The following is an 11494-nucleotide window of genomic DNA, read 5'->3' as shown; positions in this document are numbered from 1 at the left end:
TCCCGTCGAACGGAGGACGCGGGAAGACTCCCGACTTGATTATTCCAGTTGGAATATACGGGATGGACTAAGGGAATGGCAAATGCTCGCGGCGGCGCCACCCGCGGCGGCTCGGACGGAGCTAGGAGCCGCGGATCGCCTCGTGATGGTGGATGACCTCGGCGACGACGAAGTTGAACCACTTCTCCGCGAACGCGGGATCGAGCTTCGCGCTCTCCGCCAGATCGCGCAGGCGCTTGGTCTGCTGGCGCTCGCGATCGGGATCGGAGGCGGGCAGCCCGTGCACGGCCTTCAGCTCGCCGACCTTCTGGGTGAACCGGAAGCGCTCCGCGAGCAGATGGACGAGGGCGGCGTCGACGTTGTCGATGCTCTGACGCAAATCGAGGAGCTCGTCGAGCGCCGCCTGGTCGGCGGCGTCGAGCGGGCTGTCGCTGAGACTCATGATCCGACCCTACGGCCTGCGGCTTCGGGCGATCGGGGCCCTGGGAGATTCAGACCGGCCGCCGGCCCGGGTGCTTCAGACCTGACCGAGCCGCACCGGCTCGCTGTGACGGGCGACGCGCTCTTCGAGCCCGGCCTTCACTCGGGGCCAGTCGTCGACGATCACCGAGAAGACCGCCGAGTCACGCCAGGTCCCGTCGGCGCGCTGCCGATCACGACGCGCGATGCCCTCGAAGGTGGCGCCGAGTCCGGCGATGGCCGCCCGCGAGCGGGTGTTGCGCACATCGGCCTGGATCTTGACGCGACCGAATCCGCTGTCGAAGGCGAGACCGAGGAGCAGGAGCTTCGCCTCGGGATTGACCGCCGTGCCCCAGACCGATGGCGCATACGCGGTCCATCCGATGTGGGCGTGCTCCACGGCCGGCTCGAAGTCGCCGAGGGTGGTCGTGCCGACGATGCGGCCATCATCGGGTCCGCCGATGATCTGCACCGCGAACGGGATGCCGGTGTCCCAGGCGAAGTACTGCTCGCCGAATTCGACGAACTGCTCGCGGGTGGTGGTGTATCCCGCAGGTCCTCCGCCCCAGCCGCCTTGGAAGACGACCTCCGAGCCCAGCACGTCGAAGAGCTCGGGGAGCATCTCCTTCGTCTGCGGGACGAGACGGATGAATCGGCCCTCGAGTACCTGGGGGTCTGGTTGCACCGCGGTCACCGACACATCGTCCCATCCCGGATGGACCCACGTCGAACCGAGACCACGCTCGGCAGTCGACCAGCCCACCGAGTTGCCGCTGTGCGGTGGATTCAGCCCAGCAGATCGTGGCGGACGACGATCGCCTCGCGGTCGGGGCCGACGCCGATCGCCGAGATCCGTGCGCCCGAGAGCTCTTCGAGCGCCAGCACGTAGGCCTGCGCCGCCGGCGGCAGATCCTCGAAGGTGCGCGCGCCGGAGATGTCCTCCTGCCAGCCCGGGAGCTCCTCGTAGATCGGTACCGCGTGATGGAAGTCGGACTGCGACACCGGCACCTCATCGACCCGCGTGCCGTCGACGTCGTAGGCGACGGCGACCGGGATGGTCTCGAGCCCGGTCAGCACGTCGAGCTTGGTGAGCACGAAGTCCGTGACGCCGTTGATGCGGGTGCTGTAGCGGGCGATCGGAGCGTCGTACCAGCCCGTGCGCCGGGGGCGCCCGGTGGTGGTGCCGAATTCGAAGCCGCGGCCGCGCAGCCACTCCCCCGACTCGTCGTTCAGCTCGGTCGGGAACGGACCAGCACCCACGCGGGTCGTGTAGGCCTTCACGACCGCGATGACGCGATCCAGACGGCCGGGGGCGACACCGGAGCCGGTCGACGCCCCGCCGCTGGTGGCGTTGGAGGAGGTGACGAAGGGATAGGTCCCGTGATCGACGTCGAGCATCGTGGCCTGGCCACCCTCGAAGAGCACGGTCCTGCCGTCGTCGAGCGCACGGTTCAGCACGAGCGAGGTGTCGGCGACCATGGGGCGGAGCCGGTCGGTGTAGGCGAGGAGGTCGTCGACGATCTCGTCGGCGGACATCGAGCGGCGGTTGTAGACCTTCACCAGCAGGTGGTTCTTGAGATCGAGCGCGCCCTCGACCTTCTGACGCAGGATGCCCTCGTCGAACAGGTCCTGCACGCGGATGCCGACCCGGTTGATCTTGTCGGCGTAGGTCGGGCCGATGCCGCGGCCGGTCGTGCCGATCTGGCGCTTGCCGAGGAAGCGCTCGGTGACCCGGTCGAGGGTGCGGTGGTAGGCGGTGATGACGTGCGCATTGGCGCTGAGCAGCAGGCGCGAGACGTCGACGCCACGGGCGCTGAGGGCGTCCAGCTCGTTGAAGAGCACCTCGATGTCCACCACCACGCCGTTCGCGATGACCGGGATGACGCCGGGGCTGAGGATTCCCGAGGGAAGCAGGTGCAGGGCGTACTTCTCATCGCCGACGACCACGGTGTGGCCCGCGTTGTTGCCGCCATTGAATTTGACGACGTAGTCGACGCGGCTGCCGAGCAGGTCGGTCGCCTTGCCCTTGCCTTCATCGCCCCATTGGGCGCCGATCAGAACGACCGCGGGCATGGCGGTTTCCTTTCCTCCGAAGCGATCACCAGCCTATCGGTCCGACAACTTGCACAGCGCTGTGCAAGTTAGTACGATCGAGGACATGTCCGACACCGCAGCGCGTCCCCTCCGCCGAGACGCCGTGGAGAACCGCGCCGCCATCCTGGATGCCGCGCGCATCGTCCTCAACGCCGACCCCGATGCGGGCCTCGAGGCCATCGCCGCCGAAGCGGGACTCACCCGCCGTTCGCTGTACGGCCACTTCGCCAGCAGGGATGAGCTCGTCCGCGAGCTGATCGCGAACGGCGCCGCCCGGGTGGCCGCAGCGGTCGGCTCGGTCGATCACGAGGATCCGCTCGTGAGGCTGGGCATCATCGCCGCGGGGCTCTGGCGGGAGGTCGCCGACATCCGCGTGATGGCGGTCCTCGCCGCACGCGGGCCGTTCGCGCGCACCACCGCCGCCGCCCTCGCCGGACTGCGGCTGCGCGTGCTGACCGCAGTGACCGAAGCCCAGGACCTGGGCACGGTCCGTCGCGACGTCCAGCCCGGAGTGCTCGCGAATCTGGTGGAGAACGCGGCGCTCGGCGTGCTCGACGAGAGCGCCCGCTGGAAGTTCGACACCGCCACCGGCCACCGCCTGGTCATCGCGATGGTCTTCGGCATGCTGGGCCTCAGCGCCTCTGAGGCGGCCGCCGTCGCAGCGTCGGCGCCCGAGCTGGCGGGGCCCACCCGATGAGGATCCAGCTCAAGAACGCAGCGATCGGGGCCGGCGCCTCGGCGGCCCTGCCACCGCTCTCCATGACTCTCGAATCCGGAGCCGTCGGCGTGATCCGCACCACCGGCACCGCGCGCCCCACGCGCCTCGGCCTCCTCCTCGGCGGTCGGATGAAGCCGACATCCGGCGAGGTGCTCCTCGACGGGCGCCGAGACCCCCGCGGCCTGCGCAAGCTGGTGGCCGTCGTCGACGCCCCCGGGATCGCCGAGCCGCCGGCGGGCGTCGCGCTGCACCGCGCCGTCGCGACCGAGCTCGCCCTCGGCGGTCACCGCTCGCGGCGCCCCGACGCGATGCGCGTGCTCGATCGCCACGGTCTGAAGGCGCGAGCCGCAGATCTCGTCGAGTCGCTCGCCCCGGAGCAGCGGATCGCGCTGCTCATCGACCTCGCCGCCTCCCGCCCCGGCATCGCCGCGCTCGTCCTCGTCGCACCCCATCGACATGGCGGCGACCCCGCGCTGTGGCTGCCCGCCCTGGAGGTACAGGTGGACCGCGGCCTGCTGGTCGGCGTCATCACCGACGCACCCACCGCCGACGAGCTCGTCTCGCTCGGCGCCCGCGACGCGGCGCTCACCGACACGGCGGATCCTGGATCCGACGTCTTCGGCGACCGCGCGGGCGACACGCTCGACATACAGCTCGGAAGGACGCGATGAGCGCCATCACCCTCGTGCGGGCGGAACTCGCCCGCGTCACCTCGACCCGGCTCGGCCGCGCCGCTCTCGGCGCGATCATGCTCGTGCCCGTGCTCTACGGAGGCCTCTACCTGTGGGGCAACCAGGATCCGTACGCCAATCTCGACAAGGTGCCCGCGGCGATCGTCGTCGACGATTCGGGGACCTCGGATGCGCACTACGGACAGGACGTCGCCGACGAGCTGATCGACGACGGCACCTTCGGATGGGTGATCGTGAACAGCGACGCCACGGCGCACTCCGGCGTCGAGGACGGGACGTACGCCTTCGCACTGACCTTCCCCGAGTCGTTCTCCGCCGACCTGACCTCGGCCGACTCGGACTCCCCGAGCACGGCGCAGATGGTGCTCACCACCGACGACACCAACAGCTACCTCAGCACCACGCTCGCCAAGCAGGCCGCCACGACGGCGCGCAACGCTCTCGCGTCGACCGTCGCGAAGCAGGCGTCGCAGACCCTGCTCGAGGCCGTCGACCAGGTGCGGACGGGTCTCGTCGACGCCGGATCCGGCGCGAGCAGCCTGGCGGACGGCGCCGCGAGCGCCGCCGACGGCGCCTCCGCTCTCGCTTCCGGCACCAGCGACCTCTCCGCCGGGGCGGTGAGCCTGCGAGACGGGCTCGACCAGCTCGAGGGCGAGGTCGCGACGCTGCCCGATTCCACCTCTTCGCTGGCCGCGGGTGCCGGCCAGGTCGCCTCCGGCGTGGCCACCGCCGCCGACTCGGCGAGCGCTCTCTCGGCCGGCACCGCGCAGATCGCCTCCTCCGCGCCTCAGCTGCGCGCCCAGATCGCGGCCGCATTCACCGCGGCCGGAGTCCCCTCATCGCAGAGCGCTCCTCTGCTCGCCGGTCTCGATTCGCTCTCGAGCGCAGCCGCCCAGACCTCCGCCGGGTCGAGCGCGCTGTCCTCGGGGCTCGGCACCTTGACCTCCGCCTCCGCGCAGGTCGCCACCGGCGCGGATCGGCTCGACTCCGCCGCTGCCGATCTCAGTTCCGCCGTATCCGCGGCCGACGCGGGCGCGGTCGGCCTCGCCGATGGGGCAGCTCAGCTGCAGAGCGGAGCGGCCAGCCTGTCCGACGGCACCGCGCAGCTCGCGGACGGCAGCAGCCGGCTCGATTCGTCTCTCGCCAACGGAGTCGCACAGGTTCCCGCGACCACCGCGGGCGATCGAGCGACGACCGCGGCCGCGATCGCGGATCCCGTCGAGGTCGAGCAGGTGGCGATCACCGAGGCGCAGAACTACGGCGCCGGCCTCGCCCCGTTCTTCATCACGCTCGCGGCGTGGATCGGCATCTATGCGATCTTCCTCATCATCCGCCCGCTGTCCCGGGAGGCGCTGACCGCCGCCCGTCGACCGATCCGCACGGCGCTCGCGGGCTGGCTGACCCCTGCGATGCTCGGCGCCGTGGAGATGGTCATCGTCTTCCTCGTCGCGACCCTGGGCCTGCACCTCGAGCCGGCCAACGCGGTCGGCCTGCTCGGCTTCATGCTGCTCGTCTCCCTCACCTTCGCCGCCATCGTCCTCGCGCTGAACGTCTGGCTCGGCGGCGCGGGGCAGTTCGTCGCGCTGATCCTGATGATCGTCCAGCTGGTCACCGCGGGCGGCACGTTCCCGTGGCAGACCCTGCCCGCACCGCTGGCCGCTCTGCACAGCGCGCTTCCGATGAGCTATTCCGTGAGCGGCATACGTCAGCTCCTCTACGGCGGCACGTCGCAAGCGGTGCTGGCGGCGGTGGTCCCGCTCGTGCTCTGGCTGGTCGGCGCCCTCGTCGTGGTCGTGGTCGGCGCCGCGAAGCAGGCCACCTTCCGCACCCTCGGCAACCTGCAGCCGTCCCCGATCGGCGGCAACTAGGTCGGAGGCGTCCCCGCGGCACTCACGCGGTCGTTGCAGCCGCAGCGCGCCCCGCTTAGAGGGCGTGCTGCTCGATCCAGGTGTGCATGACGATCGCCGCTGCGGCGGAGGCGTTGATCGACCGCGTCGAGCCGTATTGGCCGATCTCCACGAGCGTGCTGCAGGCGGCGATGGCCTCATCGGTGAGACCGGGGCCCTCGCTGCCGAAGAGCAGGATGCAGCGCTCGGGCAGCTGCGTCGTCTCGATCCGCACCGAACCGGGCCGATTGTCGATCCCGACGAGCGGGACGTCCCGCTCCCGCGCCCAGGTCACGAGATCCTCGACCGTCGGGTGGTGGATCACATGCTGATACCGATCGGTGACCATCGCGCCGCGCCTGTTCCAGCGACGGAGGCCCACGATGTGCACCGTCTCCGCGAGGAACGCATTGGCACTGCGCACGATCGACCCGATGTTCATGTCGTGCTGCCAGTTCTCGATCGCCACCGAGAACGGGTGCCGTCGCAGGTCGAGATCCGCCACGATCGCCTCGACGGTCCAGTACCGGTACTCGTCGACGACGTTGCGGCTGTCGCCCCGCTCCAACAGCTCCGGGTCGTAGCGCGGATCGGTGGGCCACTCGCCCGGCCACGGGCCCACCCCGTTGGTGCTCAGCTCCGGCGATCTCGGGGTCGAGGGAGGGAACGGATCGGCCACGCCCCCAGGCTAGGGCCGGTTCGCGGACCTGTTAACCTCGCGACGATGGACGAGAGCGGCGTCACCCAGCAGTCGAGACCTGCTCTCTGGACTCCCGACGGCCCCGACCTCGTGGTGCATGCCGACAATCTGGCGGCCACGGCCCTGCTGCCGGACGAGTCGTTCCGCATCGTCTACCTCGATCCGCCCTTCAACACGGGCCGCGTCCAGCGTCGCCAGGCGACGACCACGGTGCGTTCCAGCGAGGGGAGTCGGATCGGCTTCAAGGGGGCCAGCTACGAGACGCTCAAGGGCATCACGCACTCGTACGACGATCGCTTCGGCGACTACTGGGACTTCCTCGAGCCCCGTCTGATCGAGGCGTGGCGCCTGCTCGATGCCCAGGGCACCCTCTACCTGCACCTCGACTACCGCGAGGTGCACTACGCGAAGGTGCTCCTCGACGGGCTGTTCGGGCGGGAGAGCTTCCTCAACGAGATCATCTGGGCCTACGACTACGGCGCCCGCGCCACCCGCCGCTGGCCCGCGAAGCACGACACGATCCTCGTCTACGTGAAGGATCCGGCGAGGTACTGGTTCGACTCCGCCGAGGTGGATCGCGAGCCCTACATGGCGCCCGGCCTCGTCACGCCCGAGAAGGCCGCGCGCGGCAAGCTGCCGACGGATGTCTGGTGGCACACCATCGTCTCTCCGACGGGCCGGGAGAAGACCGGCTACGCGACCCAGAAGCCGCTCGGCATCCTGCGCCGGATCATCGCCGCGTCGAGCGCACCCGGCGACTGGGTGCTCGATTTCTTCGCCGGCAGCGGCACGACGGGCGCCGCCGCACGAGCGCTCGGACGTCGATTCGTGCTGGTGGACGAGAGCGAGCAGGCGGTCGCGGTGATCCGCGACCGCCTCGGCACGGACGGGACCTCCTTCACCGTGCTTCGCTAGGGTGTGACGGTCCGAACCGCAGGGGTCGGACGCGACCCGATCCGGGTCCGCGCAGGCAACAGGAGGGCCGCATGGTCTCGAACCGCGACGATGTCGACTGCTGGCTCACCGACATGGACGGCGTTCTCGTGCACGAGAACAAGGCGATCCCCGGGGCGAGCGAGCTCATCCAGCAGTGGACGGACGAGGGCCGTCCGTTCCTGGTCCTCACCAACAACTCGATTTTCACCCCGCGTGACCTCAGTGCACGCCTGCGGGCATCCGGACTGGTCGTGCCCGAGGAGTCCATCTGGACCTCGGCGCTGGCGACCGCCGACTTCCTCAAGTCGCAGATGCCCGGCGGCAGCGCCTTCGTCATCGGCGAGGCGGGCATCACCACCGCCCTGCATGAGGCCGGCTTCATCATGACGGAGACCGCCCCCGACTACGTGGTCGTCGGCGAGACGCGCAACTACTCGTTCGAGGCGATCACGAAGGCGATCCGACTCATCGCGGCCGGCGCCCGGTTCATCGTCACCAATCCCGACGCGACGGGACCGAGCCCCGAGGGGCCCATGCCCGCCACCGGCGCGATCGCGGCGCTCATCACCAAAGCGACCGGCAAGGAGCCCTACATCGTGGGCAAGCCGAACCCGATGATGTTCCGCTCGGCGATGAACAAGATCGGCGCCCACTCCGAGAACACCGCCATGATCGGCGACCGGATGGACACCGACATCATCGCCGGCATCGAGGCCGGCCTGCACACGATCCTGGTGCTGACCGGGATCAGCGACCAGGCCGAGATCGACCGCTACCCGTTCCGTCCCGACGAGATCCTCGGCTCGGTTGCAGAGCTGCTCACGCCCCTGCCGGTGGAATCCGACCTCTGAGGCTCTAGATCCGAGGCCGGCGCGGTCGCTCAGGCGGCGGGCGCGAGTGACCCGATGAGCGGCTCACCGCTCGTGCGACTCGTGAAGCAGGAGTACTCGCGGTCGCCCGAGTCCCACTGCGCCTGCCCGGCCGGATACGACGCCTGGGTCTGCAGATCGGGGTACTGCGCGGCAGCCCCGAGGTCCAGTGCTGTCGGGGCGGAGCAGAGGATGCCGAGCTGCGACACAATCGCCGCCTCACCCGGGTACGCCATGTCAACGGCGTCGGGGAGGGCGCCGCGATAGGTCAGCTGCGCGGTGTGGGCGGCTGCGCAGTCCACGACCGTGTACTCGAGGTCCCACGGCGACGTATACGGCGCGAGGCATTCACCGCCGCCGAGCTCATCCCACGGATGCAGGCCGGGAGTCGCGGGCCCGACGACCGCCTCGGCCACCGGGGCGGAGACGAGAGGAGCAGGGGTCGGCGTCGGTGCCGCGGTGGTCGCTGCGAGGGTCGGTTGCGGGTCGGCAGCCGGTTCTCCCCGCAGTGTCGAACCGATCGCGAATGCGGCGACGAGACCGGCGAGGGCAGCCGCACCGATAGCCGTGCCGATGATCGCTCGACGACGCGCGCCCGTCCGCACCACGCGCAGCGGCTCGGTCAGTGCATCAGGCCCGAGCGCATCGGACCCGAGCGCTCCGGACTTCCCACCCTGAGGTCGAACGCGCTGTGCGTCGTAGGCCGCGGCCGGAATGGATCCTTCGGATGGGGTCAGCGGCGCGAAGGGATCGACGTCGTCGTCTCCCTGCGGATCCCCTGTGGGGCCGTCGGATCTCCCCCCGGATCCGGCCACCGCTAGGCGAGACCCAGGTCGGTCAGACCGATCGCGGAGAAGTACGGATATCCGGCCGCCTCGATGATCTCCTTCGCGCCGGTCGCACGATCGACGACCACGGCGACGGCCGCGATCTCGGCGCCGACCTTGACGAGCGCCTCGATGGCGGCGAGCGGCGATCCGCCCGTGGTCGAGGTGTCCTCCACGACGACGACCCGCTTGCCGGCGAGATCCGGGCCCTCCACCTGGCGGCCGCGGCCGTGGTCCTTCGGCGCCTTGCGCACGACGAAGGCGTCGTACGTCGCGCCTCGCGCAGCGCCCTGATGCAGGATGGCGGAGGCGATCGGATCGGCGCCCATGGTGAGCCCGCCGACCGCGGCGACATCGGGGATCTCGGCGATCAGGTCGAGCATGACCTGGCCGATCAGCGGTGCGACGCGGTGATCGAGGCTGACCCGCCGCAGATCGACGTAGTAGGTCGCCTTCTTGCCGCTGGTGAGGGTGAAGTCGCCGTGGAAGACGGCATCGGACTTGATGTACTCGATCAGCTGATCGCGGGCGTCGCTCACGGCATCCACCCTAGGGCGTCCCAGAACCGGCCCCTCGGAGACCGGGGCGGGTCAGTCGCCGCCCGCGCCCAGTGCCTGTGCGGCCAGCACCAGCTCCAGGTTCCCCTCGGCGAGCCGACCGTCCGGCAGGCGGAGGGTGTCCTCCAGGCCGATCCGCGTATCGATACCGCGCCGCAGCGCGTCCTCCAGCAGGAGCCAGGTCGCGTCGCCGTCTCCGTGCTGCAGGCGGGGCGCTCCGACCCCGGCGGCGTCGAGTGCGTCATGGAGCTCGGCCACCTGGCTGAGCGCGTCATCCACCCGTGCCGCGAAAGGCTCCACGAGCACCCGGAGCAGCCGATCGGCGAGACCGCTCCGCGCCAGCACGTCGACGTCGCCGACCGTCCAGATGCCCGCCTCGATGCCGATGCCCTTGTCCACCAGGAGGCGCATCAGCTGCAGGGAGCCCGGCTCGCCGAGGTTGACCGACGCAGAGGCGAGTCGGCCGGTCCAGGAGCGGATGGCGGAACGGCGCCGCGACGAGTCCGGCTCGATCCATTCCGCAGTGCTGACTCCCATCACGGCGCTCGGCGGCACAACGTCGAGGACGGCGCTGACGTCAGCCCACTCGAGCGACTCGTGACCGATCCCATCGCGCGGATGCACGTGGAAGCGGCTGACCCCCACCTCGAGGCAGGCCCGGAAGTCGGCGGCCAAGGCGTCGGCAGACGTCGGCACACCGCCATGCTGATCGCGCCTGACTCCCCCGTTCAGTGCAGCCTGCAGCATGCGGCCACGGTAGTCCTGACCGGTCCTCATGTCCCGCCCGGCTCGGCAGCGGTTTCCTCTGCGCCTATCCAGCCGGGCGCTCGGTGTCGGCTCGGATGGGTATCGTTGCGTCCATGCGGGTCGCCACCTGGAACGTCAACTCCATCCGCGCCAGGGTCGACCGGGTCGTCGACTGGCTGGTGCGCGAAGAGGTCGACGTGCTCGCCATGCAGGAGATCAAGTGCCGCGAGGACCAGTTCCCGCTGCTCGCGTTCACCGAAGCGGGATACGACGTCGAGATCCACGGCGCGAACCAGTGGAACGGCGTCGCGTTCGCCAGCCGTCTGCCCATGGACGACGTCACCCGGGGGTTCGAGACCATGCCGGGCTTCGGCAAGCCCGACGCCGCCGGATCGCTGCCGCTGGAGGCTCGCGCCATGGCGGTCACCGTCGACGGGGTGCGCCTCTGGAGTTTGTACGTGCCGAACGGACGCGAGCTCGGCGATCCGCACTACGAGTACAAGCTCGATTGGCTGAATAAGCTCGCGGTGCAGACGACCGAATGGCTGGCGGCCCATCCCGGAGTGCCGCTGGCGCTGATGGGGGACTGGAACATCGCGCCGCTGGACAGCGATGTCTGGGACATCCGCGTCTTCGACGGCTCCACCCATGTCTCCGAGCCCGAGCGGGCGGCGTTCGCCGGATTCGAGGCTCTCGGGCTGCGCGATGTCGTCCGCGAGCGCATCCCGGTCGGCTTCACGTACTGGGACTACAAGCAGCTGCGCTTCCCTCGCAACGAGGGCATGCGGATCGACTTCATCATGGGCTCCGAGGCGTTCGCGGAGCTGGTGACCGATGCGAGCATCCACCGCAACGAGCGCAAGGGCACCGCGCCCAGCGACCACGTGCCCGTCCTCGTCGATCTGGACATCCCGATCCCGGACGACGACGACCGCCCCATGATCTTTTAGGGGCCCGTGACGCGCCAGCGTCACAGCCTCTAATGCTGAGGAGCCGCGCACGCTTGCGC

At 70.0% G+C, this 11494-nt stretch carries 13 protein-coding genes; 6 read left to right on the top strand and 7 right to left on the bottom strand.

The window, feature by feature from the left end; all coding sequences use genetic code 11:
* Positions 1-121 precede the first annotated feature (121 nt).
* From E6C64_RS12700 to E6C64_RS12690, 3 genes are all read right to left on the bottom strand, one after another.
* On the bottom strand, positions 122-442 hold the full coding sequence (locus E6C64_RS12700) for a chorismate mutase (protein WP_136427872.1): 321 nt from the start codon (positions 440-442) through the stop codon (positions 122-124).
* Between the two features lie 75 nt (positions 443-517).
* A complete protein-coding gene (locus tag E6C64_RS12695; RefSeq protein ID WP_136427871.1) occupies positions 518-1153 on the bottom strand; it encodes a GNAT family N-acetyltransferase in 636 nt (211 codons plus the stop codon).
* A 92-nt stretch (positions 1154-1245) separates the two neighbouring features.
* Positions 1246-2532 carry an adenylosuccinate synthase gene (locus E6C64_RS12690; RefSeq protein ID WP_136427870.1) on the bottom strand — a complete coding sequence of 429 codons (1287 nt, stop codon included), beginning with the start codon at positions 2530-2532 and terminating at the stop codon, positions 1246-1248.
* A gap of 85 nt (positions 2533-2617) precedes the next feature.
* On the opposite strand from E6C64_RS12690, the gene E6C64_RS12685 reads away from it, so the two are divergent.
* From E6C64_RS12685 to E6C64_RS19540, 3 genes are read left to right on the top strand one after another with little or no spacing between them, the layout of a single operon-like run.
* Entirely contained in the window at positions 2618-3250 is a 633-nt protein-coding gene (locus E6C64_RS12685; RefSeq protein ID WP_158437858.1) for a TetR/AcrR family transcriptional regulator, read from the top strand.
* Positions 3247-3942 (top strand): hypothetical protein, encoded by a 696-nt coding sequence (locus tag E6C64_RS12680; RefSeq protein WP_136427868.1) that lies wholly within the window; start codon positions 3247-3249, stop codon positions 3940-3942. The genes E6C64_RS12685 and E6C64_RS12680 overlap by 4 nt, the downstream gene beginning before the upstream one ends.
* Positions 3939-5831 carry a YhgE/Pip domain-containing protein gene (locus E6C64_RS19540; RefSeq protein WP_136427867.1) on the top strand — a complete coding sequence of 631 codons (1893 nt, stop codon included), beginning with the start codon at positions 3939-3941 and terminating at the stop codon, positions 5829-5831. The genes E6C64_RS12680 and E6C64_RS19540 overlap by 4 nt, the downstream gene beginning before the upstream one ends.
* Positions 5832-5886: 55 nt before the next feature.
* Here the strand turns inward: E6C64_RS19540 and E6C64_RS12670 are convergent, their stop codons facing one another.
* Positions 5887-6528, bottom strand: a complete 642-nt coding sequence (locus E6C64_RS12670; protein ID WP_136427866.1) for a TrmH family RNA methyltransferase — start codon at positions 6526-6528, stop codon at positions 5887-5889.
* 45 nt (positions 6529-6573) lie between these two features.
* Between E6C64_RS12670 and E6C64_RS12665 the strand changes: the two genes are divergently transcribed.
* Both E6C64_RS12665 and E6C64_RS12660 read left to right on the top strand, forming a co-directional pair.
* Positions 6574-7464 carry a DNA-methyltransferase gene (locus tag E6C64_RS12665; protein WP_136427865.1) on the top strand — a complete coding sequence of 297 codons (891 nt, stop codon included), beginning with the start codon at positions 6574-6576 and terminating at the stop codon, positions 7462-7464.
* Between the two features lie 71 nt (positions 7465-7535).
* Positions 7536-8336, top strand: a complete 801-nt coding sequence (locus tag E6C64_RS12660) for an HAD-IIA family hydrolase (protein WP_136427864.1) — start codon at positions 7536-7538, stop codon at positions 8334-8336.
* 29 nt (positions 8337-8365) lie between these two features.
* On the opposite strand, the gene E6C64_RS12655 is transcribed toward E6C64_RS12660, so the two are convergent.
* From E6C64_RS12655 to E6C64_RS12645, 3 genes are read right to left on the bottom strand one after another with little or no spacing between them, the layout of a single operon-like run.
* The gene (locus tag E6C64_RS12655; protein ID WP_158437857.1) at positions 8366-9169 is read right to left on the bottom strand and encodes a septum formation family protein; all 804 of its coding nucleotides are present in this window, start codon (positions 9167-9169) and stop codon (positions 8366-8368) included.
* A gap of 2 nt (positions 9170-9171) precedes the next feature.
* Positions 9172-9720 (bottom strand): orotate phosphoribosyltransferase, encoded by a 549-nt coding sequence (pyrE, locus tag E6C64_RS12650; protein WP_136427862.1) that lies wholly within the window; start codon positions 9718-9720, stop codon positions 9172-9174.
* A 51-nt stretch (positions 9721-9771) separates the two neighbouring features.
* The gene (locus E6C64_RS12645; RefSeq protein WP_158437856.1) at positions 9772-10485 is read right to left on the bottom strand and encodes a 3-keto-5-aminohexanoate cleavage protein; all 714 of its coding nucleotides are present in this window, start codon (positions 10483-10485) and stop codon (positions 9772-9774) included.
* A 113-nt stretch (positions 10486-10598) separates the two neighbouring features.
* Between E6C64_RS12645 and E6C64_RS12640 the strand changes: the two genes are divergently transcribed.
* Positions 10599-11435 (top strand): exodeoxyribonuclease III, encoded by an 837-nt coding sequence (locus tag E6C64_RS12640; protein ID WP_136427860.1) that lies wholly within the window; start codon positions 10599-10601, stop codon positions 11433-11435.
* Positions 11436-11494 lie beyond the last annotated feature (59 nt).

Origin of the sequence: Naasia lichenicola, assembly GCF_004801885.1 — a bacterium.
Taxonomy (GTDB): domain Bacteria; phylum Actinomycetota; class Actinomycetes; order Actinomycetales; family Microbacteriaceae; genus Naasia; species Naasia lichenicola.
This window is presented reverse-complemented; position numbering and strand designations above follow the sequence as displayed.